Here is a 20,813-nt window from a genome sequence, read left to right as displayed (position 1 = left end):
TGCGGCGATGACGTTTTCATGGCACCGCATGAAAACGACATGCGCCCAGGACACCCTTCCGGGGTGTTGCGTTGCCATAAAATCTTCGGGTTTCACATTGATTACAAGGTCGGACATGACGGACGCCACCCAAGCCACCAAGAAGAATCGACCGGTCTACACCAACATCCATGTCACGCAGATCGTTGGCTATCGCCTGCCGCCGGCGGGCATCGTCTCGATCCTGCATCGCATCAGCGGCCTGCTGATGTTCTTCCTGCTCCCGTTCGTGATCTGGATGTTCGACACCAGCCTCACGTCGGAGATCTCGTACGAGACCTTCACCGCGGCCTTCGTCTCGGGCATCGGTTTCCTGCCGGGCTGGTTCATCAAGCTGGTCGCGCTGGCCCTGATCTGGGGCTACCTCCACCACTTCATCGCGGGCGTGCGCCATCTGTGGATGGATGCGACCCACAGCGTCAGCAAGCAGCAAGGCAAGAGCAGCGCCATCGTGACGCTGGTGCTGTCCATCGTGCTGACGATCGCGCTCGGCGCCAAGCTCTTCGGCCTGTACTGATCCCGCCGCCGGCGCGTGGCTCGGCTCGCGCGACCGGGATGAATCCCGACGATTGACCCAAGAGGCAAATCAACAATGACAACCTACGGAAGCAAGCGCATCGTCACCGGTGCGCATTACGGCCTGCGCGATTGGATGGCCCAGCGCGCCACCGCGCTGCTCATGGCGCTGTTCACCCTCGTGCTGCTGGCGCAGGTGCTGTTCACCAGCCAGCCGCTGGGCTACGACCTGTGGGCCGGCATCTTCAGCAAGCAATGGATGAAGTTCCTGACCTTCGGCCTGATCGTCTCGCTGGCGTATCACGCGTGGGTCGGCGTGCGCGACATCTGGATGGATTACGTGAAGCCGGTGGGCGTGCGGCTGGCGCTGCATGTGTTCACGCTGGTGTGGTTGACGGGTTGCGCGGGTTGGGCGATCCAAGTGCTCTGGAGGCTGTAAGAAATGCAAATCGGAACCTCGCTGCCCAAGCGCAAATTCGACGTCGTCATCGTGGGAGCCGGCGGCTCCGGCATGCGCGCGTCGCTGCAGCTGTCGCTCGCCGGCCTGAACGTGGCCGTGCTGTCCAAGGTTTTTCCCACCCGCTCGCACACCGTGGCCGCCCAGGGCGGCATCGGCGCCAGCCTGGGCAACATGTCCGAGGACAACTGGCATTACCACTTCTACGACACCGTGAAGGGCTCGGACTGGCTGGGCGACCAGGACGCCATCGAGTTCATGTGCCGTGAAGCGCCGAAGGTGGTCTACGAGCTCGAGCACTTCGGCATGCCGTTCGACCGCAACCCGGACGGCACGATCTATCAGCGCCCGTTCGGCGGCCACACTGCCAACTACGGCGAGAAGCCGGTCCAGCGCGCCTGCGCCGCGGCCGACCGCACCGGCCACGCGCTGCTGCACACGCTGTACCAGCAGAACGTCAAGGCCCGCACCAACTTCTTCGTCGAGTGGATGGCGCTGGACCTGATCCGCGACGCCGAGGGCGACGTGGTCGGCGTGACCGCGCTGGAGATGGAGACGGGCGAGATCCACATCCTCGAAGCCAAGACCGTGCTGCTGGCCACCGGCGGCGCGGGGCGCATCTTCGCGGCCTCGACCAACGCCTTCATCAACACCGGCGACGGCCTGGGCATGGCGGCGCGCGCCGACATCCCGCTGCAGGACATGGAGTTCTGGCAGTTCCACCCGACCGGCGTGGCCGGCGCCGGCGTGCTGCTGACCGAAGGCTGCCGCGGCGAAGGCGCGATCCTGCGCAACGCCAACGGCGAGCGCTTCATGGAGCGCTACGCCCCGACGCTGAAGGACCTGGCGCCGCGCGACTTCGTCTCGCGATGCATGGACCAGGAGATCAAGGAAGGTCGCGGCTGCGGTCCCAACAAGGACTACGTCGTGCTGGACATGACCCACCTGGGCGGCGACACCATCCTCAAGCGGCTCCCGTCCGTGTTCGAGATCGGCCACAACTTCGCCAACGTCGACATCACCAAGGAGCCGATCCCGGTCGTGCCGACCATCCATTACCAGATGGGCGGCATCCCGACCAACGTCCACGGCCAGGTCGTCGTCCCCAAGGGCGACGATCACAAGTCGGTGATCAACGGCCTGTACGCGGTGGGCGAGTGCTCTTGCGTCTCGGTGCACGGCGCCAACCGCCTGGGCACGAACTCGCTGCTGGACCTGGTGGTCTTCGGCCGCGCGGCCGGCAACCACATCGTCGAGGCGCACAAGGGCTTCAAGGCCGCCGGCAAGGCGCACAAGCCGCTGCCCAAGGATGCCACCGACCAGACGCTGGCGCGCCTGGCCCGCCTGGAGTCCAACACCGGCGGCGAGTACGCCCAGAACGTCGCCAACGACCTGCGCGCCGCGATGCAGTCGCACGCCGGCGTGTTCCGCACCCAGGCGCTGCTGGACGAGGGCGTCACCGCCGTCGCCGCGATCCGCGAGCGGGTGAAGAACATCACGCTGAAGGACAAGTCCAAGGTCTTCAACACCGCCCGCGTCGAGGCGCTGGAAGTGGACAACCTGATCGAGGCCGCGCAGGCCACCATCGTGTCCGCCGCCGCCCGCAAGGAATGCCGTGGCGCCCACACCGTCAACGACTACGAGCGGGGTCCGGACGATGCGGAATTCCCGCTGGGCCGCAACGACAAGGAGTGGATGAAGCACACGCTGTGGCACTCCAAGACCAACAGCCTGACCTACAAGCCGGTCAACCTCCAACCGTTGACCGTCGAGAGCGTCCCGCCGAAGGTCCGTACCTTCTGAGCGCCGCAGGAGCATTCAAATGATCAAGCGCACCTTCAAGATCTACCGCTACGACCCGGACAAGGACGCCAAGCCCTACATGCAGACCATCGAGCTGGAGCTCGCCGGCAACGAACGCATGCTGCTGGACGCCCTGCTCAAGCTCAAGGAAGTGGATCCGTCGCTGTCGTTCCGCCGCTCGTGCCGCGAAGGCGTGTGCGGTTCCGACGCGATGAACATCAACGGCAAGAACGGCCTGGCCTGCCTGACCAACCTGCGCTCGCTGCCGGACGTCATCGTCCTGAAGCCGCTGCCGGGCCTGCCCGTCGTCCGCGACCTGATCGTGGACATGACGCAGTTCTTCAAGCAGTACAACTCGATCCGTCCGTTCCTGGTGAACGAGGAAGCGCCGCCCGAGAAGGAGCGCCTGCAGTCCCCCGAGGAGCGCGACGAGCTCAACGGCCTGTACGAGTGCATCCTCTGCGCGAGCTGCTCCACGAGCTGCCCCAGCTTCTGGTGGAACCCCGACAAGTTCGTCGGTCCCGCCGGCCTGCTGCAGGCCTACCGCTTCATCGCCGACAGCCGCGACCAGGCCACCGCGGAGCGCCTGGACAACCTCGAGGATCCGTACCGCCTGTTCCGCTGCCACACCATCATGAACTGCGTCGACGTCTGCCCGAAGGGTCTCAACCCGACCAAGGCGATCGGCAAGATCAAGGAACTGATGGTGCGTCGCGCCGTCTGAGGCCCGCACCGCGAGACAGCAGCGCGCACACGCATGAACGCCGTGGACACCAACACCCTCATCGATGAGAGGGATCTCTCCAAGCTCAAGTGGCGTTGCCGCCGCGGGCTGTTGGAGAATGACCTCTTCATCGAGCGGTTCTTCCAACGTCACGAAGGCGCGCTGACCGTCTTCCACGCGGAAGGCCTGCGGCAGTTGATGGACCTGTCCGACAACGACCTGCTGGACCTGCTGCTGGCCCGCAAGGAACCAGCGGACGACCTGGACCGGCCGGACGTGCATGCCGTGCTCGCGCTGCTGCGGACCCCTCAGTAACAAGAACCCCCCGAAGTCATAAGGAATGCCCATGACCCCGTCTGACGTCAAAGCCACCCTGTCGTTCTCCGACGGCAGCCCGCAAATGGATCTGCCCCTGTACAAGGGCACCATCGGTCCGGATGTGATCGACATCCGCAAGCTTTACGCGCAGACCGGCAAGTTCACCTACGACCCGGGCTTCCTGTCGACGGCGTCGTGTAACTCGACCATCACCTACATCGATGGCGACAAGGGCGAGCTGCTGTACCGCGGCTACCCGATCGAGCAGCTGGCGGTGAACTGCGACTATCTCGAGACCTGCTACCTGCTGCTCTACGGGGAACTGCCGACCCCGTCGCAGAAGGAAGAGTTCGTCAGCCGCGTGACCAACCACACGATGGTCAACGAGCAGATGCAGTTCTTCCTGCGCGGCTTCCGCCGCGACGCGCACCCGATGGCGGTGATGACGGGCCTGGTGGGCGCGCTGTCGGCCTTCTATCACGACAGCACCGACATCAATAACCCCGAGCACCGCGAGATCGCCGCGATCCGCCTGATCGCGAAGATGCCGACGCTGGTGGCGATGGCCTACAAGTACACGATCGGCCAGCCCTACATCTATCCGAAGAACGACCTCTCGTACGCCGGCAACTTCATGCGCATGATGTTCGCCACGCCCTGCGAGGAGTACAAGCCCAACGACGTGCTGGTGCGCGCGATGGACCGCATCTTCACGCTGCACGCGGACCACGAGCAGAACGCGTCGACCTCGACGGTGCGCCTGTGCGGTTCGTCGGGCACCAACCCGTTCGCGGCGATCGCGGCCGGCGTGGCCTGCCTGTGGGGCCCGGCGCACGGTGGCGCCAACGAGGCCTGCCTGAACATGCTGAACGACATCCAGCAGATGGGCGGCGTGGCCAAGATCGGCGACTTCATCAAGCAGGTCAAGGACAAGTCCAGCAACGTCAAGCTGATGGGCTTCGGTCACCGGGTCTACAAGAACTACGACCCGCGCGCCAAGCTGATGCGCGAGACCTGCCACGAAGTGCTGAACGAACTGGGCCTGCACGACGACCCGCTGTTCAAGCTGGCGATGGAGCTGGAGAAGATCGCGCTGGAAGACGAATACTTCGTCGCCCGCAAGCTATACCCGAACGTGGACTTCTACTCGGGCATCGTGCAGCGCGCCATCGGCATCCCGGTGCCGCTGTTCACCGCGATCTTCGCGCTGGCCCGCACCGTCGGCTGGATCGCGCAGCTCAACGAGATGATCGGCGACCCCGAGTACAAGATCGGCCGCCCGCGCCAGCTGTTCGTCGGCGCCACCAAGCGCGACGTCAAGCCGATCGCCCAGCGCTGATCGGGATCGAGCCGCCCTCGGCGGCTCGTCGCTGCGAAGCCCCTGCGCTCGAGGCCAGGGGCTTTTCTTTTGAATATTTGATGCGCGGGGTTCGCCCGAGCACGGCTTCCGTCAAGCTTGCGGTATGCTCTGCAAACGTTTGCAATTGACGGAACACGCCAGTTTGGCACGAGCAGGGGACCGAATCTACCGATGAGCACCATCAAGGATGTGGCCGCTTTGGCGGGGGTGTCCTTCACCACGGTCTCGCATGTGCTGAACAACACGCGGCCGGTCAGCGCCGAGGCGCGGGCGCGCGTCCTGGCGGCGGTCGACGAGATCGGTTACCTGCCCAGCGCGGTGGCCCGCTCGCTGCGGCGCAGCGAGACCAAGATCGTCGGCGTGCTGGTGCCCAACGTGCGCAATCCCTTCTTCGCGGAACTGGTCGTCGGCGCCGAGGAGTGGTGCCGCCAGGCGGGCTATTCCGTCTTCCTCTGCAATTCCGACAACGATCCCAAGCACCAGCAGTCCTACCTGCGCACGCTGCTCGAGAAGCGCATCGACGGCCTGCTGCTCAGCTCGGCCGGCGACACCGAGGCGCTGGCCAGCACCTTCCGCCATGCCAGCGTGCCGGTGGTGACGGTGGACCGCCTGGTGCCGGGCGCGCGCGCCGACCGCGTCAGCGTCAACAACCAGCTGGGCGCCTTCGAGGTGGTGCGCCACCTGCTGGAACTGGGCCATCGCCGCATCGGCTGCGTCAGCGGACCGGGCGAGTTCGAGGTCACCACCGAGCGCGTGGCCGGCTGGCGCAGTGCCATGGAGCAGCGCGGCCTGGTGGCCCGTCCCGAATGGCTGGCCGAGAGCGACTTCAGCACCGCCGGGGGCTACGAGGCCGTCAAGGCGCTGCTGACGCGACAGCCCGAGCTCACCGCCGTCTTCACCTGCAACGACCTGATGGGCATGGGCGCCTTGCGCGCCGCCGCCGAGATGGGCCGGGTCGTGCCGCGCCAGCTCTCGGTCGTGGGCTTCGACGCGATCGAGCTCGGCAGCTACGTCTATCCCGCGCTGACCAGCGTGGGCTGCTCGATCCGCGAGCTCGGCCGGGAGGCCGGTCGCGCGCTGATCGAGCGCATCGAGAATCCCCAGGCGCCGTTCAAGGACCTGCAACTCGTGCCGCAGGTCGTGCTGCGCGAGAGCACCGCGGCACCGTCGTCTCCGGAGCTTTCATGACTTCAGCCCAGGCTGCGGCCACCGTCGTGGTGGTCGGCAGCGTCAACATGGACCTCGTGGCCCACGCCGCGCGGCTGCCCGCGCCGGGCGAGACCCTGATCGGCCAGGCCTTCGCGGGCACCCCCGGCGGCAAGGGCGGCAACCAGGCGGTGGCCGCGTCGCGGCTGGGGGCCGAGGTGGCGCTGATCGGCCGCGTCGGCATGCGCCAGCATGGCCAGGACCTGCTGAAGGCCCTGGAGGCGGAACGCGTCCACACCCAGGCCGTGCGCCGCGACGAGACCGCCTGGCCCGGCGTGGCCGTGATCATGGTCGCCAGCGAGGGCGGCGAGAACGCCATCGTCGTCGTGCCCGGCAGCAATGCGGACCTGGCGCCGGCGGACGTCGAGCAGGGCGGGGCGCTGTTGCGCCAAGCCCGGGTCGTCGTCGCCCAGCTGGAGGTGCCGGTGCCGGCGATCCAGCGCGCCTTCGAGATCGCCCGGCAGTCCGGCGTGACCACGGTGCTGAACGCCGCGCCGGCGCAGGAGCTGCCGCCCATCTTGCTGGCGCTGAGCGACTGGTTGGTCGTCAACGAGACCGAAGCGCTGCAGCTGGCGCGCGCGGTGACGCTGCCCGGCGATGCCGACGAACTGACGATCGCGCGCGCGACCGCGGCGCATCTGCGCACGCTGGGGCCGCGTCACGTGCTGGTGACGCTGGGCGCCGCCGGCGCCTGGCTGCTGTGCGACGCGCATCCCGAGGGCCTGCATCTGGTCGCCGCGCGCGTCGAGGCGGTGGACACGGTCGGCGCGGGCGACACGCTGGTCGGCGGCCTCGCGGTCGGCCTGGCCGAAGGGCTGGTCGCGGCGCGCGCGGTGGCGCTGGGCCAATCGGCCGCCGCGCTCGCGGTGAGCCGCGCCGGCGTCCAGCAGGCCATGCCCCACCGCTCGGAACTGCCGGAATTGCCCGAGCTCGCCGCGCTGATCGCGAAGGCGGCACACTCCGCCGACGGCAACCCCTGACCCTGGAGCGCAGTATTCCCATGGACAGCACGATCCCGGCTTCCGCCCGCATTCCCGTCATCTTCGACACCGACCCCGGCATCGACGACGCGCTCGCGCTCGCCTTGCTGGCGCGTCATCCGCGCTTCGAGCTGCTGGCCGTCACGACGGCCTTCGGCAACGCGCCGGTCGAGACCACCACCCGCAACGCGCGCGGCCTGACCGCGCTCTACCGCCAGGACATCCCGGTCGCCGNCCCGCTGCTGGACAAGCGCCGCCGCAAGGACGCCGCGCACGTGCACGGCGACGACGGCCTGGGCGGCATGGCCGCCGGCCTGCCCGCGCCGACCCGCCCGCTGGATCCGCGTCCGGCGCATCGCCTGATCTGCGACCTCGTCAACGCGCGCCCCGGCGAGATCACGCTGGTGGCCGTCGGCCCGTTCACCAACCTGGCGCTGGCGCTGGCGCACGATCCCTCGATCGCCGGCAAGGTCCGGCGCGTGATCGTGATGGGCGGCGCCTTCGGCCTGAAGGGGCATGGCGGCAACGTCACGCCGGTGGCCGAGGCCAACATCATGGCCGACCCCGAGGCCGCCGACCAGGTCTTCACCGCGCCCTGGCCGGTCACCATCGTCGGCCTGGACGTGACGCAGGAGGCGATCATGCGCGAGGCCGACCTGGCCAGGCTGCGCGGCCGCGGCGAGGGCGCCGGCGACCTGCTCTGGCAGGCCACGCGGCATTACCAGCAGTTCTACGACGCGCGCGACGGCATCGGCGGCATCTATGCCCATGACGCGAGCGCCGCGGCGCTGCTGCTGGTCCCCGAGGCCTTCACCCTGCGCGCCGGACCGGTGCGGGTCGTGCTGGAGGGCATCGCCACCGGCCAGACCATCCAGGACTGGCGCAACGAGCACGGCACCGGCACGCCGTGGAGCGGCCACCCGTCGCAGCAGGTCTGCGTCGCGGTCGACGCGCCGCGCGTGCTGGCCCTGTTCGACGAGATCTTCTGACGCCGGCGGCGGCCTTCGCCACGCCTTCGAGTTTCAAGACAATGCATGGCGCGCCGACCCGCGCCCCAAGGAGAACCTGATGACGACCCAAGCCGTGAAGCTGCTGTTGCCCCGCTGGCTGATCACCATGACCCCCGACAGCCCGGTGCTGGAACAGCATGCGCTGGCGATCGAGGGCGAGCGCATCGCCGCCGTCCTGCCGCGCGACGAGGCGCTCCAGCGCTACGCCGATGCCGAGCGCGTCGAGCTGCCGCACCACGTGCTGATCCCCGGCCTGATCAATGCCCACACGCACTCGGCGATGTCGCTGCTGCGCGGCGTGGCCGACGACCTGGCGCTGATGGACTGGCTCAACAACCACATCTGGCCGCTGGAGCGCCAGTGGGTGAGCGAGGACTGGACCTACCAGGGCTCGCTGCTGTCCGCGGCTGAAGCGCTGCGCGGCGGCGTGACCTACCTCAACGACATGTACTTCTTCCCCACCGCGATGGCCCGCGCGGCGGTGGACAGCGGCATCCGCGCCGGCGTGTCGATCAACGTGATCGACTTCCCGACCGGCTACGCCGCCAACGCGCAGGACTACATCGAGAAGGGCCTGGCCGCCTACGAGCAGTTCAAGGGCGAAAAGCTGCTCGACTGGACCAGCGCGCCGCATGCGCCGTACACGGTCTCGGACGAGACCTTCATCCAGCTGCGACAGCTGGCCGAGAAGTACGACCTGCAGATGCACTGCCACATCCACGAGACGCAGGACGAGATCGACGGCAGCCTCAAGCAGTACGGCGAGCGTCCGCTGGCGCGCCTGAACAAGCTGGGCCTGCTGAACGCGAAGATGATCGCCGTGCACATGGTCCACCTGAGCGACGACGAGATCGACCTGGTCGCGAAGCAGGGCGTGCACCTGGTCCACAACCCGAGCTCCAACCTGAAGCTGGCGTCGGGCGTCGCGCCGGTGAAGGCGCTGGAAGCGGCCGGCGTGAACACCATCCTGGGCACCGACGGCGCCGCCTCCAACAACCGCCAGGACATGTTCAGCGAGATCCGCGCCGCCGCGCTGCTGGCCAAGGGCGTGACCGGCGATCCGCTGACGGTGTCGGCGCGGACCGCGCTGGAGATGGCCACCGTGCGCGCCGCCAAGGCGATGGGCCGGGCCAGCGACCTGGGCACGCTGGAGGCCGGCAAGCTGGCCGACGTCGTCGCGGTGGCGCTGGACTCGATCGAATGCCAGCCGGTCTATCACGCGGACGCGCAGCTGGTTTACGTGGCCGGGCGTGAACATGTCACGGACGTGTGGGTAGGCGGCCGGCAGGTGCTGTCGAATCGCAACGTTCTGACTTTCGACACCCAGGCCTTGCAGGGGCGGGTGGCGGACATCGTGGCTAAGATGCGCGCCGGGCGCTGATCCCCCCTGAACATGGGGGTGGCGGCGCCGAGGGGCCGGCCGTCGACCTGACCGCCGGCGTGCAGGAGACACAGCCGGCCGTCACCGCGCGCCGGTGGGACAGATCACCATGAGCAAGCCTTCCCGGAGCCGGCCCCTGAGCCGGTTCGTCGCGACCATCGCCACCGCCGCCACCGCGGTGCTGGTCCTTGGACTGGGCACCGCCGCCCGTGCGGACATCCTGATCGGCCAGACGGCCGGCTTCACCGGCCAGGTCGCCGCCAGCGTCAAGGAACTGACGCTGGGCGCCAAGCTCTACATCGACCACGTCAACGCCGCCGGTGGCGTCAACGGCCAGAAGATCGACCTGCAGTCGCTGGACGACGGCTTCGATCCCAAGCGCGCCGCGGCCAACGCGCAGACGCTGATCGACAAGGGCGCGGTCGCGCTCTTCCTCACCCGCGGCACGCCGCACACCCAGGCGGTGATGCCGCTGCTGGACAAGGCGCAGGTGCCGCTGGTGGCGCCGTCGACCGGCGCGATGCTGCTGCACAAGCCGGTGCACCCTTACGTCTTCAACGTGCGCTCGACCTACCAGCGCGAGGCCGAACGCGCCGTCCAGCTGCTGCTCGAGATGGGCAACACCCGGATCGCCCTGGTGCAGGTCAACGACACCTTCGGCGCCGATGGCGTCGCGGGCGCGATGACCGGCTTCAACGATCGCAAGATGAAGCCGGTCGCCCACTTCACCTACGAGCGCGAGAAACCGGACATCGCCGGCGTGGTGAAGCAGCTGATCGCCGCCGATCCGCAGGTCGTGCTGCTGGTGGCCTCGCAGCAGATCACCGCCGACACGATCAACGCGCTGCGCGCGGCCGGCTCGCGCATCCTCGGCGCCACCTTGTCCAACAACGCGTCCAACGGCTTCGTCCAGCTGCTGGGCCAGAACGCCGCCGGCGTCATCGTGTCGCAGGTGTTCCCGAGCGAGCGCAGCACCAACCTGGCGATGGTCAGAGAACTGACCGACCTGGTGAAGGCCAAGCCGGCCGAAAGCGGCGGCCTGGTCACGCCGGCCATGATGGAGGGCTTCGCGAGTGCCAAGGTGCTGGTCGAAGGACTCAAGCGCGCCGGCAAGGACGCCAACCGCGTCAGCCTGCTGCGCGCGCTGAACAACATGTCGCGCTACGACCTGGGCGGCATGGAACTCAACTTCAGCGCCACCGATCACACCGGCACCAACTACGCCGACATCGCCATCATCGATCCGCGAGGCCGATTCCTGCGCTGAGCCTGGACCGCTCCAGATCGCAGTTGTTCCCAGTTGACGGGCGCCTTCGGGCGCCCGTTGTCATTGGATATCTCGGAATTCACCGAATCCGTCAATGGACGGTATTCAAAGCCTTGACAGGGTCTTTTGATACTCGACGGTTGAATGCCGGTGTTGGAAATATTCGCCAATCATGATCTTTCTCACGACCATCCTCGTTGAATAGCAAATTTAGGCTGATCACTCACATTTGTGAGTTATTAGCAAGTGAGGCGTACTCGGACACACTGCCGGCCGAAACCTGCAGACGGACTGCTGTCATGAAGAATATGTACGCGATCTCCATCGGTCTGGCCTTCGCCGGCGCCGGGTGCCTGCTGGCCGAGAAATCCACGCGGTCGATACCCGGGAATCCCTCATTTGAACTTACTGTCATCGGTTATCTATTGATCAGCGGCGGACTGATGCTGCTGATCGCCTGCCTCGCCGCCTCGGCCGACGCCTGGCTGCGAGCCCGACGGCGCCGCGCTTGCGGCTCGCCTGAGCCGGATTGGGAGCGCCATCCACCGCCAATCGTCGATCACCACTGACTCCAGTCACCCAGCAGTTTTTGTTTACTTGCTTCGGTGATTGCTCGTTTCCTGCCGCTCGCGAAACTGTGCCCGCCCATGGCATTGGGATAACGAGAGAAGGAGCTGAGGAATGAGTATCGCCGTCGTGATCATCGAGGACGATCCGGCTGTCATGAAAAGGCTGGTGGACGTGATTTCAAATAGCAGTTTCTGCGAAGTGGTCGGTGTCGCCAGGAATCGCGGCGAAGCGATGGCCGCGATTCTGGCCAACCGGGCCGATCTTTATCTGATCGACCTGGGACTGCCGGACGCCGACGGAGTGGAGTTGATCCAACTGGTGCGGGAAAGGTGTCCGGAATCCCGCAGCATGGTGCTGAGCACCTTCGGCGACAGCAAGCACGTGATGCGCAGTCTGCGCGCGGGCGCCCGGGGCTACCTGCTCAAGGACGAGATCCAGCCGTCGCTGGTGGAGAAGCTGGTCAGCGCGCACAACGGGCAGGCGCCGCTCAGCCCGGCGGTGGCCCAACTGGTGGTCGAGCGGATCTCCATGCTGGAGAACAACGTGCGGCCCCAGGTCGATCGCGAGAAGGTGCTGCGCGATCTGGGCATGGGCGAGCGCGAATGGGAGGTCCTGCGCCTGCTCATCGAGGGGCTGCCCATCGTGGAGATCGGTCGCCGGCTGAGCATCTCCCATCACACCGTCAACCAGCACCTGCGCAGCGTCTATCGCAAGCTGGGCGTGAAGTCCCGCGCGATGGCGGCCAACGCGGCGCGGCTGCATGGACTGATCGATGAATAGCCCCCGCCGCGGCTCGCTGAAGACGGTCTTCTTCTGGCTGAGCTTCTTCATCGTTGCGCTGCTGGTGATCGCCACCAGCAGTGTCGCCACGCGGGTCTACCACGTCGACACGATCCGCGACCTGGAGGTCGTCGCCGCGGCGCCCGATTCGCGCGATGCGGGCCCCGAGGCGCCGCGCCTGGCCGGGCGGGTCCTGGTCCAGGCGCCACGGGTGGCCTTGCCCCACGTCGAGGACGTGAGCCAGGCCGGCGGATTCAAGCGGGTGAGATTCCGCATCGACCTGGACCGCTACCTCGAGCGGCCGACCGCCTGCTGCGAGATCGACGCCGACGGCGGCGTGATCGGCGGCAGACGCATCCCCGGCACCAGCCTCGTGATCAGCCAGGCGCTCGACGGGATGGACGTCTACCTGAACGGGGTCTGGGTCGCGGGCCTGCCGAAGTCGAACGCGAGCGGACGCTACAAGTGGTACCGGCCGCTCCAGGTGCCGCTGGCGCGCCGACTGCTGCAGCCCGAGGGCAACCAGTTGACGGTCGAGCTGACGACCTGGGATCCGCAGATCCAGCTCGCGCCGATCTACATCGGGGACCTGGACGCGATCTCCACCATCCATGAGCTGACCCTGTTCATCGGCTCGTCGCTGGCCAATGCGTCCAACGTCTTCTGCCTGCTGGCGGGCATGTTCATGCTGGGGGCGTGGCTGGCGAGCAGGAAAGACGGCGCCGTGTTCCTGCACGCGGGCGCCACCACGGTGCTGTGGTCGGTGCTGTTCACGCTCGTGCTGCTGCCCTATGTCCCGGCGGCGTGGCTGCCGCTGTGGACCTGGGCGCAGTACGCCTGCATGGGCGGCGTGATCGCGGTGCTGACGCTCTTTCTTTTCGCCTTCGTCGGCGAGCCCCTGGGCTGGCGTGGCCGCGCGGCGCTCTTCGGCACGGCGGCGTTCGCGGCGCTCGCCTATCCGCTGCTCGGGCTGCGCGGCCGCGAATGGCTGGACCTCTGGTGGCTGCCCACCATGCTGTGCTTTCACCTGTACGCCTGTTCGCGCCTGGCGCTGCATATCGCCCGTACCCGCTCGCGCACCGCGATGTCGCTGCTCTTCCAATCGGTGCTCGCGCAGGTGTTCGCGCTGCGCGATCACAACGCGGTGCAGCACCTGATCTCGATCCCGATGCCGGAGGCCGGCTGGTCGATGACACACCTGCTGGTGGCGCCAATCTTCCTCAGCCACCTGAGCGTGCCGCTGCTGCTGTTCGTCGTCGCCCAGATCCTGCTGACGAAGTTCCAGGCCAACGTGAAGCGCATCCGCGACCACAACCGCATCCTGACCGAGACCCTGCAGCAACGCGAACGCGAACTGCTGATCAGCCACAACCGCCAGCGCGAGATGGAGAACGAAGCCGCCATGCAGCTCGAGCGCGACCGCATCTATCGCGACCTGCACGACGGCATCGGCTCCAAGCTGGTGACGACGCTGTTCAGCGTGCGCGACCGCGCCATCGACCACGAACGGCTCGAAGGGCGGCTGCTGGAGGCCTTGACGGACCTGCGGGAGATCATCTCGGTGACGCAGGTCCGCGAGCAACGCGCCTTCCAGGACATCCTGTTCACCTACTGCAGCGGCCTCGACGAGGCGCTCACGCGGGCCGACTTCCAGGTCGAATACGAGGTGCCCGAGGGGCTGGAGCTCGTGTTGCTGGCCGACTTGTCGAAGCAGCTCATGCGCATCGTCGAGGAGTCGGTGGCCAACACCATCAAGTACGCCGGCGCGAGCCGCCTGTCGATCCGCATGGCGATCGTCGAGGCGGAATCGCTGGAGGTGGTGATCGAAGACAACGGCCAGTCCGTCGACCGGCGGGGCGAGGCGGCCGACGCGACCGGTCGCCGCGCCGCCGCGCTGCGCGGCGGCACCGGTCTGGCAGGGCTGCAGCGTCGCGCCCGGCGCATCGGTGCCAGCTTCGACTTCGAGCGCACGCCACGCGGCGCCCGCACGCTGCTGCGGCTGCCGCTGCGCGTGCCCAGCGACGCTCGGCCGGGAAACGAGTCGGTTCGCGACAGCTCTCAGTTGGGCGCGGCTGCATTCCCACCGGGCTGAGCCATCGAACGCCGGGCCGATCCTGGAAATACTGGCGTCCCGGCCCGAATCGCGGGCCAGTCGACGAAGCCCCGGCCATGCCTTCCTCCCGTCCTTCCCGCAGTGGCGTCACGCTGGTCCAACGCCTGATGGCGCCGCAGCCGCCGCAGGTCCACTTCGCCCGCCAGGCGGTGATCGATGGCTCGGTCGAACCGATGGGCCTGGAACTCGCCTTCCGCTGGAAGGAGGGGCAGCGCCGGCCCCCGCGACCGCCGAGCCCCGGCGCCACCAGCCTGCTGCTCAGCCGGGCGCTGCTCGACGGCGGCTTGATCCAGCAGCGGCGGCCCGGCTGCCTGTTCGTGGACATGGATGCCGCGGCCCTGCTCAGTCCGGTCGCCGACGTGCTCTGCGGGGCGCTCGGCGCGATCCAGCTGCCGACCGATGTGCCGGTGCAGGCGTCGACCACGCGCCGCATCGCGCAACTGCATGCCCGCGGCTACCAGTTCGCGCTGGCGGGGATCGCATCGCCGGACGACCCGCGCCTGGCCTGGCTGCCGATGGTCGCGTTCCTGAAGCTGGACGTGTCCTCGGCGCCGCTCGATGCCTGGGCGCCGATCCAGGATCTGGCGGGCCAGGCCGGGGTGGCGCTGATCGCCGATCGGCTGACCGAACCGGCCGACTACCTGCGGCTCAAGGCCCGGGGTGTGCGCTATTTCCAGGGAGACCTGCTGGGGCCGCCTCAGGAGGAGTCTCCGCGGGCGCTGCCCAGCTGCGATCTCGATGTCCTGGCGCGCTTGTTCCGCCTGGCGCGCCTGGGCGCGCCGCACGACGCGCTGGCCATGGCCGCGGCGGCCGATCCGGCGCTGGTCGTCCGGCTGCTGATGCTCCACCGGCTCTACCTGAACCGGCTGCGACCGCCCGCCTCGTTGACGGAGGCCTTGGCCGACCTGCCCGAGCAGGTCCTGATCGGCTGGCTGCATGTGCTGCGCACCAGCACCTTCGATCTGTCGCCGCACACCCGGAGCTGGTCGCAGGCCGTGCGTGAGCAGATCCACAACTATCGCGCCCGGCTGATCGGCGCTCGTGCCTGCAGCAGCCCGGCCGAACTCGAAGCCAAGGTGTTCGATCTCTATCGCCGCCTCTGCTCACGCGAGTCGATCCCCCCGCCGACTCGACCGACCCTGCTCGAGCGCTGCGGCCCCTTTTGACGCGCAGAAGTAAAAAGCCCCGCGGTGCGGGGCTTGCAGGGCAGCTTGCAAGGCTCAGTGGAGCGGCTCGTCCGGGTCCGGTCCGCTGACGACTGAGAAGCCCGAGTCGCCGAGCGTGCCGGCTTCGATCTCCTCCTCAGTCGCCTCGCGCACGTCGCAGACGGTCACATGGATGCGCAAGCCGACGCCGGCCAGCGGATGGTTGCCGTCGAGCACCACGTGCTCCGGATAGACCTCGGTGACGGTGTAGATGCGGTCCGCAGGCATGTCGGGCGTCGAGGAGCCTTCGGGCAGGCCCTCGAACTGCATGCCGACGTCGACGTTCTCGGGGAAGACCTCGCGCGGCTCGAAGCAGACGAGATCGCTGTCGTAATCGCCGAAGGCATCTTCGGGCTCGAGCGCGACGCTGACTTCGTCGCCGGTGGTCTTGTCGACCAACGCTTCCTCGACCTTCGCGAACAGGTCCTCGCCGCCGTAGAAGAACTCCATCGCCGGGTCCAGGACCTCGACGGATTGGCCTTGGGCGTCCTCCAGTCTCCAAGTCAAGGAGACGACGCAGGGGGCAGTGATTTGCATCGCGCGATTCTCTCAGACAATCCCTGCCCATGACTTCCAAGCCCACGCCCTCCTCGAAGCGCCCGCCGGCGCCAGCCGCCGCCTCGCCGGGGCTCGACATCGACGCCCGACTGCCGCTGCTCGGCGGCCTCAGCCCGGCGCAGTTCATGAAGCGCCATTGGCAGAAGCAGCCGCTGCTGGTGCGTCAGGCCCTGCCGGGCGTGCAGCCGCCCATCGACCGTGCCGGCCTGGCCGCGCTGGCCGCCAGCGACGAGGTGGAATCCCGTCTGGTCGCGCAGCAGCCCGGGGATCGCTGGACCTTGCGCCAGGGCCCGATTCCCAAGCTGCCGGCCTGGAGCAAGCCGCAGTGGACGCTGCTGGTGCAGGGCCTGGACCTGCATGTCGACGCCGCGCACGACTTGCTCGGCCGGTTCCGTTTCGTGCCCGAAGCCCGCCTCGATGACCTGATGCTCTCTTACGCCAGCGAGGGCGGCGGGGTGGGGCCGCATTTCGATTCCTATGACGTCTTCCTGATCCAGGTCGGCGGACGTCGTCATTGGCGCATCGGCCGCCTGGGCGTGTCGACCTCCGGCGCGCTGCGCGAGGATGTGCCGCTGAAGGTGCTCGCCGACTTCGAGCCGGAGCAGGACTTCGTGCTCGAGCCCGGTGACATGCTCTACCTCCCGCCGGGCTGGGCGCACGATGGCGTCGCCGTCGGCGGCGACTGCATGACGGCGTCGGTCGGTTTCCGCTCGCCTTGGCGAGGCGAACTGGCGAATGAACTGCTGGTGCGCCTGACCGACGACGAGGAGGCGCCGCGCGGTGACCGGATGTATGTCGATCCCCGCCAGGCGGCCACCGCCGAACCGGGAAGAATCCCCGAGGCGCTGACCGCCTTCGCGCGCGAAGCGGTGCTCAAGGCGGTGGCCCAGCCGCTTGCGCTGGAGCGGGCGCTGGGCGAGGCGCTGACGGAGCCGAAGCCGCGGGTGTTCTTCGCGCCGGGAGACGCGTTGCCGCCAGGGCAGGGCGCCAGGTTGAGCCCGCGCACGCGCATGATGTACGACGCGGCGCACGTGTTCATCAATGGCCAGTCCTTCCGCGCCGGCGGGCGCGACGCGACCCTCATGCGCCGTCTGGCGGATCGGCGGACGCTGTCCGTGGCCGAGGTGGCCCGCCTCAGCGAAGGCGCGCGCGACCTGCTCGATCAGTGGACCGAGGACGGTTGGATCCTGCCCGGTTGAACGGGCATGATCGTCGCCGCCCCATGGTCGCCTACCGTGATTTCCTGAGGAGCTCGACATGTCGCAGGAACCCCTGATCCCGGAAAACCTCCGACCGGGCCTCGTGGAAACCGTCGAGGAAGTCCGGCAATTGCTGCGGCAAGCGCTGCTGCTCGCCGCGTCGCAGGGCGGGCGGGAACTCTGCTGGCTCGACACCGACTTCGCCGCCTGGCCCTTGTCCGATCCGGAGCTCCTGGATGCCCTGCATCGCTGGGCGCTGCCGCACCGCCGGCTGCGCCTGCTCGCGGCCCTCGACTACGAAGCGCTGCGCCGCGTCCATCCGCGTTTCGTCCAGTGGCGCCAGTTGCACGACCATGTGGTGCAGGCGCGGGCCTTCGATCCGGCGGACTTGGGCGACCGCAGCACCCCGACGCCGCAAGGCGTGGTGCTGGCACCCGGATTGCTGACCTTGAAGTTGTGGACGCCGGCGCGGGCGTCGCTGGCGCTGCGTGATGCCCGCGAAGAAGCCATGGCGCGCGAATGGTTTGACGCAATTGAGCAACGGTCTGCCGATTCGTTCGCCAGCAGCACCCTAGGGTTGTAAGACGATTACAAACTGGTGGCTATAATTGCCGGCTAGGCGAGGGAAGCGCTCGAGGTTTCTCGCGTCTTGGTCTGCTGAAGTTCGTACTGGTCATCATGTACGACTTCATTAATTACCGGTAATTGATTGTTCGTCTAAAAGTTACTTGAGGACAAGTATGAAAAAGTCGATTCTGATGGCCTCCCTGCTGGCCGCTGTTGCCCTGACCGCTTGCGGCAAGAAGGAAGAAGCTGCCGCTCCGGTGGCGACGCCCGCTCCGGAAGCTTCGGCTCCCGCCGTTGAAGCCTCGGCCCCGGCCGTTGAAGCTTCGGCTGCTGCCTCGGACGCTGCTGCTCCCGCTTCGGCCGCCAGCAACTAAGACGATCTCTCGTCCTGAGAAAGCCGCATGGGTTCGCCCATGCGGCTTTTTCTTTGGCGCTTCCATGGCGCAAGGTATCGGCGCGAACAGCGCCCACGCGCTGGTATTTGACTGGATATTCGCGCCCATGAAAAACGCCACCCGAGGGTGGCGATTTTGTTTTGCGCAAACTGAGGATGTACGGTTGCCCGTCGCCCAGATCAGCGGACGTCTTCCATCAGCAACTGGAGGATGCGCTTGGCCAATTCGTCGGTCTGCTGCTGGCCCTTGTCGTCCTGGATCTGAACGGTGGACTTGCCGCCATCCGATTTGACCGACACGCGATAGCGAACGGCGCTGGAGGCGCTCTTCGCGCCGAACAGGCGCTGGAAGAAGTTGGGCTCTTCCTTGCCGGCCTGGTTCGGGTCGGCATAACGCAGGAAGAACAGGCCTTGCTTGCGGTCGCGGTCCTCGATCGTGAAGCCGTGGCGGTCCAGCGACTGGCCGACGCGACGCCAGGCGCGGTCGAAGTCTTCGTTGATCTGCAGCTGGTCAGGCACGTCGGCCAGCGAGCGCGGCGCGGCGCCGCGCGGCGCTTCGGCGAAGCTCGGCGCCGGCTGCTGCGCATTCGCGACCATGGTCTTGGCGTCTTCTTCCTTGCCGCCGAGCTTGAGCATCAGGCGCGAGGTCATTTCGGCCTCGAGTTCCGGATCCGACGGGCGGGGCTGCCAGCCGGTCTCGTCGCGCTGCGAGTTCGTGTAGATCTCGACCAGACCGCGGTGCGTCACGTAGATGTCGGTGCCGCCCTGCTCGTTGCGTTCCAGGCGAGTGCGGTACTTGTCGCGCTCACCGGTCGAGTACAGCGAATCCAGCAGCGAGCCCAGCGCCTTGCGGATGAAGTCCTGGGGCAGCTTGGCCTTGTTCTCGGCCCAGTTGGTCTCCATGACGCCGACGTTCTGGTCCTCGGATTCGATGGTGAAGCCGCGCTCCTGCCAGAAGCTCTTGACCTGCGGCCAGAGCTGCTCCGGCGGCAGCGCGCTGTGCAGCCAGCGCGCGTTGCCCAGGCGATGGAACTCGACGTTGCCCGCCTTGTCCAGCGCCACAGGGGCGCCGGCGGTGGCGCCGATCGCCTGGCGCTGCGCGTTCGGCTGGGCGGCCATCTGCGCGGCGCTGATCGGGCCCGTCGGGCGGTTTTCCTTCGGAAGCTGGGTCAGGTCCGGCGGCACGTCCAGGCCGGTGGTCTGCTTGGCCTGGGTGCGGTAGTCGACCTTGTCGCTGGTGGTGATGCTCTCGAACGTGCTGCACGCCGTCAGCGAGGCCAGCGCCATCAGGCAGGCCACGCGCACCGGGGTGGGAGCGCCGGATTCAGGAAGGGAACGAGTCACGCTGGAGATCTCCGAGGTAGGTCGCTGCGGCCCGCGGCCGCTGAAGGAAAAGGAGCCGCCGGCGGCGCCGGCCGGCGGTGATTAGAGCAGGCCGGCCTCGCGCAGGGCAGCTTCGACCAGTTGCTGGCCCGCCGGCGTCAGCGGCGTCAGCGGCAGGCGCAGATGGTTGCTGCTGCGGCCCAGCTTGTCCAAGGCCCACTTGGCCGGGGCCGGGCTGGGCTCGCAGAACAGCTGCTTGTGCAGCGGCAGCAGCTGGAAATGCAGCGCGGTGGCCTCGCGCACGCGGCCCTCGATCGCGGCCATGCACAGCTCGTGCATCGCCTTGGGGGCGATGTTGGCCGTGACGCTGACCGAGCCGCGGCCGCCCATCAGCATCAGCGCGATGGCGGTGCCGTCGTCGCCGGAATAGATGCTGAAGCCGGGGGGCGCATGCTTGATCAGCCAGGCGGCGCGCTCGATGTTGCCGGTGGCCTCCTTGATGCCGAAGACGCCGGGCAGGGCCGCGCAGCGGATGGCCGTTTCCGGCGCCATGTCCGCCACGGTCCGGCCGGGCACGTTGTACAGCATCATCGGAATGTCGACCGCTTCAGCGATCGCCTTGAAGTGCCGGTAGATGCCCTCCTGGGAGGGCTTGTTGTAGTAGGGGACCACCGACAGCGTGGCGTCGGCCCCGACCTGCTTGGCGAAGCGGCTCAGCTCGATGGCTTCGGCGGTGGCGTTGGCGCCGGTGCCGGCCAGGACCGGCTTGCGGCCCTTCACATGTTCGACCGCGACGCGGATGACCTCGCGGTTCTCTTCCATCGTGACGGTGGGCGACTCGCCGGTGGTGCCAACGACGCCGATGACGTCCGTGCCCTGGTCGATGTGCCAGTCGATCAGGCTGCGCAGCCCGTCGAAGTCGATGCGGCCGTCTTCATGCATCGGCGTGACCAACGCGACGATGCTGCCAACAATTGCGTTCATTGAGGATTCCTCGTGATCGGCGGATTCTACTGAAGCGCCGGGGCGCTTCCGGGGCTCCG

21 protein-coding genes are annotated in these 20,813 nt (G+C 67.7%); 18 read left to right on the top strand and 3 right to left on the bottom strand.

All coding sequences use genetic code 11. The features are described 5' to 3' along the window. Positions 1–115: 115 nt before the first annotated feature. The 15 genes from sdhC to ACTJKJ_RS23800 all read left to right on the top strand — a co-directional run bounded on the left by sdhC (position 116) and on the right by ACTJKJ_RS23800 (position 15,690). Positions 116–556, top strand: coding sequence for a succinate dehydrogenase, cytochrome b556 subunit (gene sdhC, locus ACTJKJ_RS23870; protein ID WP_091724147.1), 441 nt, complete (start codon positions 116–118; stop codon positions 554–556). A gap of 75 nt (positions 557–631) precedes the next feature. Then, positions 632–994 carry a succinate dehydrogenase, hydrophobic membrane anchor protein gene (sdhD, locus tag ACTJKJ_RS23865; RefSeq protein WP_091724149.1) on the top strand — a complete coding sequence of 121 codons (363 nt, stop codon included), beginning with the start codon at positions 632–634 and terminating at the stop codon, positions 992–994. A 3-nt stretch (positions 995–997) separates the two neighbouring features. Next, positions 998–2,815, top strand: coding sequence for a succinate dehydrogenase flavoprotein subunit (gene sdhA / locus ACTJKJ_RS23860; protein WP_440822517.1), 1,818 nt, complete (start codon positions 998–1,000; stop codon positions 2,813–2,815). Positions 2,816–2,834: 19 nt separating this feature from the next. Continuing rightward, positions 2,835–3,539, top strand: coding sequence for a succinate dehydrogenase iron-sulfur subunit (locus ACTJKJ_RS23855; RefSeq protein WP_091724154.1), 705 nt, complete (start codon positions 2,835–2,837; stop codon positions 3,537–3,539). Between the two features lie 33 nt (positions 3,540–3,572). Beyond that, positions 3,573–3,854: an FAD assembly factor SdhE gene (locus tag ACTJKJ_RS23850; protein ID WP_091724156.1), complete on the top strand. Its 282-nt coding sequence runs from the start codon at positions 3,573–3,575 to the stop codon at positions 3,852–3,854. A 31-nt stretch (positions 3,855–3,885) separates the two neighbouring features. After that, entirely contained in the window at positions 3,886–5,196 is a 1,311-nt protein-coding gene (gene gltA / locus ACTJKJ_RS23845) for a citrate synthase (RefSeq protein WP_091724158.1), read from the top strand. 192 nt (positions 5,197–5,388) lie between these two features. After that, positions 5,389–6,405, top strand: coding sequence for a LacI family DNA-binding transcriptional regulator (locus ACTJKJ_RS23840; protein ID WP_183478969.1), 1,017 nt, complete (start codon positions 5,389–5,391; stop codon positions 6,403–6,405). Next, on the top strand, positions 6,402–7,403 hold the full coding sequence (locus ACTJKJ_RS23835) for a ribokinase (RefSeq protein ID WP_440822514.1): 1,002 nt from the start codon (positions 6,402–6,404) through the stop codon (positions 7,401–7,403). The genes ACTJKJ_RS23840 and ACTJKJ_RS23835 overlap by 4 nt, the downstream gene beginning before the upstream one ends. Before the next feature lie 20 nt (positions 7,404–7,423). Next, the gene (locus ACTJKJ_RS23830; protein ID WP_440822512.1) at positions 7,424–8,392 is read left to right on the top strand and encodes a nucleoside hydrolase; all 969 of its coding nucleotides are present in this window, start codon (positions 7,424–7,426) and stop codon (positions 8,390–8,392) included. Between the two features lie 79 nt (positions 8,393–8,471). Then, positions 8,472–9,794, top strand: coding sequence for a TRZ/ATZ family hydrolase (locus ACTJKJ_RS23825; RefSeq protein ID WP_091724162.1), 1,323 nt, complete (start codon positions 8,472–8,474; stop codon positions 9,792–9,794). A 109-nt stretch (positions 9,795–9,903) separates the two neighbouring features. Next, on the top strand, positions 9,904–11,061 hold the full coding sequence (locus ACTJKJ_RS23820) for an ABC transporter substrate-binding protein (RefSeq protein WP_440822510.1): 1,158 nt from the start codon (positions 9,904–9,906) through the stop codon (positions 11,059–11,061). 299 nt (positions 11,062–11,360) lie between these two features. Continuing rightward, positions 11,361–11,630 carry a hypothetical protein gene (locus ACTJKJ_RS23815; protein WP_440822508.1) on the top strand — a complete coding sequence of 90 codons (270 nt, stop codon included), beginning with the start codon at positions 11,361–11,363 and terminating at the stop codon, positions 11,628–11,630. A gap of 127 nt (positions 11,631–11,757) precedes the next feature. After that, on the top strand, positions 11,758–12,411 hold the full coding sequence (locus tag ACTJKJ_RS23810) for a response regulator (protein WP_297387524.1): 654 nt from the start codon (positions 11,758–11,760) through the stop codon (positions 12,409–12,411). Next, positions 12,404–14,503, top strand: a complete 2,100-nt coding sequence (locus tag ACTJKJ_RS23805; protein WP_440822506.1) for an ATP-binding protein — start codon at positions 12,404–12,406, stop codon at positions 14,501–14,503. The genes ACTJKJ_RS23810 and ACTJKJ_RS23805 overlap by 8 nt, the downstream gene beginning before the upstream one ends. Positions 14,504–14,580: 77 nt before the next feature. Beyond that, on the top strand, positions 14,581–15,690 hold the full coding sequence (locus ACTJKJ_RS23800) for a hypothetical protein (protein ID WP_440822504.1): 1,110 nt from the start codon (positions 14,581–14,583) through the stop codon (positions 15,688–15,690). Between the two features lie 54 nt (positions 15,691–15,744). Here the strand turns inward: ACTJKJ_RS23800 and ACTJKJ_RS23795 are convergent, their stop codons facing one another. Continuing rightward, positions 15,745–16,266 carry an FKBP-type peptidyl-prolyl cis-trans isomerase gene (locus ACTJKJ_RS23795; protein ID WP_091724170.1) on the bottom strand — a complete coding sequence of 174 codons (522 nt, stop codon included), beginning with the start codon at positions 16,264–16,266 and terminating at the stop codon, positions 15,745–15,747. Between the two features lie 146 nt (positions 16,267–16,412). Between ACTJKJ_RS23795 and ACTJKJ_RS23790 the strand changes: the two genes are divergently transcribed. The 3 genes from ACTJKJ_RS23790 (at position 16,413) to ACTJKJ_RS23780 (ending at position 18,427) form a co-directional block, all read left to right on the top strand. Next, positions 16,413–17,486: a JmjC domain-containing protein gene (locus tag ACTJKJ_RS23790; protein WP_440822541.1), complete on the top strand. Its 1,074-nt coding sequence runs from the start codon at positions 16,413–16,415 to the stop codon at positions 17,484–17,486. A 58-nt stretch (positions 17,487–17,544) separates the two neighbouring features. After that, a complete protein-coding gene (locus tag ACTJKJ_RS23785; protein ID WP_091724176.1) occupies positions 17,545–18,069 on the top strand; it encodes a hypothetical protein in 525 nt (174 codons plus the stop codon). A gap of 157 nt (positions 18,070–18,226) precedes the next feature. Then, positions 18,227–18,427, top strand: coding sequence for a hypothetical protein (locus ACTJKJ_RS23780; protein ID WP_091724179.1), 201 nt, complete (start codon positions 18,227–18,229; stop codon positions 18,425–18,427). A gap of 200 nt (positions 18,428–18,627) precedes the next feature. Here ACTJKJ_RS23780 and bamC read toward each other — a convergent pair whose 3' ends face one another. Beyond that, positions 18,628–19,791 carry an outer membrane protein assembly factor BamC gene (bamC, locus tag ACTJKJ_RS23775; RefSeq protein ID WP_255511970.1) on the bottom strand — a complete coding sequence of 388 codons (1,164 nt, stop codon included), beginning with the start codon at positions 19,789–19,791 and terminating at the stop codon, positions 18,628–18,630. A gap of 81 nt (positions 19,792–19,872) precedes the next feature. Further along, positions 19,873–20,754 carry a 4-hydroxy-tetrahydrodipicolinate synthase gene (gene dapA / locus ACTJKJ_RS23770; protein ID WP_440822501.1) on the bottom strand — a complete coding sequence of 294 codons (882 nt, stop codon included), beginning with the start codon at positions 20,752–20,754 and terminating at the stop codon, positions 19,873–19,875. Positions 20,755–20,813: the final 59 nt, after the last annotated feature.

The organism is Roseateles sp. 22389 (genome assembly GCF_052044995.1).
Classification (GTDB): domain Bacteria; phylum Pseudomonadota; class Gammaproteobacteria; order Burkholderiales; family Burkholderiaceae_C; genus Roseateles.
Note: the sequence above shows the minus strand (reverse complement) of the source record. Positions and strands in the feature narration are given on the sequence as shown.

What these genes read in the sequence shown, in the direction of transcription:
- ACTJKJ_RS23785 (WP_091724176.1), top strand. Translation starts at nt 17,545, where the DNA reads ATGTCGCAGGAACCCCTGATCCCGGAAAACCTCCGACCGGGCCTCGTG.
- ACTJKJ_RS23815 (WP_440822508.1), top strand. Translation starts at nt 11,361, where the DNA reads ATGAAGAATATGTACGCGATCTCCATCGGTCTGGCCTTCGCCGGCGCC.
- ACTJKJ_RS23840 (WP_183478969.1), top strand. Translation starts at nt 5,389, where the DNA reads ATGAGCACCATCAAGGATGTGGCCGCTTTGGCGGGGGTGTCCTTCACC.
- ACTJKJ_RS23855 (WP_091724154.1), top strand. Translation starts at nt 2,835, where the DNA reads ATGATCAAGCGCACCTTCAAGATCTACCGCTACGACCCGGACAAGGAC.
- ACTJKJ_RS23790 (WP_440822541.1), top strand. Translation starts at nt 16,413, where the DNA reads ATGAAGCGCCATTGGCAGAAGCAGCCGCTGCTGGTGCGTCAGGCCCTG.
- ACTJKJ_RS23800 (WP_440822504.1), top strand. Translation starts at nt 14,581, where the DNA reads ATGCCTTCCTCCCGTCCTTCCCGCAGTGGCGTCACGCTGGTCCAACGC.
- dapA (WP_440822501.1), bottom strand. Translation starts at nt 20,754, where the DNA reads ATGAACGCAATTGTTGGCAGCATCGTCGCGTTGGTCACGCCGATGCAT.
- ACTJKJ_RS23805 (WP_440822506.1), top strand. Translation starts at nt 12,404, where the DNA reads ATGAATAGCCCCCGCCGCGGCTCGCTGAAGACGGTCTTCTTCTGGCTG.
- gltA (WP_091724158.1), top strand. Translation starts at nt 3,886, where the DNA reads ATGACCCCGTCTGACGTCAAAGCCACCCTGTCGTTCTCCGACGGCAGC.
- ACTJKJ_RS23825 (WP_091724162.1), top strand. Translation starts at nt 8,472, where the DNA reads ATGACGACCCAAGCCGTGAAGCTGCTGTTGCCCCGCTGGCTGATCACC.
- ACTJKJ_RS23795 (WP_091724170.1), bottom strand. Translation starts at nt 16,266, where the DNA reads ATGCAAATCACTGCCCCCTGCGTCGTCTCCTTGACTTGGAGACTGGAG.
- ACTJKJ_RS23780 (WP_091724179.1), top strand. Translation starts at nt 18,227, where the DNA reads ATGAAAAAGTCGATTCTGATGGCCTCCCTGCTGGCCGCTGTTGCCCTG.
- ACTJKJ_RS23835 (WP_440822514.1), top strand. Translation starts at nt 6,402, where the DNA reads ATGACTTCAGCCCAGGCTGCGGCCACCGTCGTGGTGGTCGGCAGCGTC.
- sdhA (WP_440822517.1), top strand. Translation starts at nt 998, where the DNA reads ATGCAAATCGGAACCTCGCTGCCCAAGCGCAAATTCGACGTCGTCATC.
- sdhD (WP_091724149.1), top strand. Translation starts at nt 632, where the DNA reads ATGACAACCTACGGAAGCAAGCGCATCGTCACCGGTGCGCATTACGGC.
- ACTJKJ_RS23820 (WP_440822510.1), top strand. Translation starts at nt 9,904, where the DNA reads ATGAGCAAGCCTTCCCGGAGCCGGCCCCTGAGCCGGTTCGTCGCGACC.
- sdhC (WP_091724147.1), top strand. Translation starts at nt 116, where the DNA reads ATGACGGACGCCACCCAAGCCACCAAGAAGAATCGACCGGTCTACACC.
- ACTJKJ_RS23850 (WP_091724156.1), top strand. Translation starts at nt 3,573, where the DNA reads ATGAACGCCGTGGACACCAACACCCTCATCGATGAGAGGGATCTCTCC.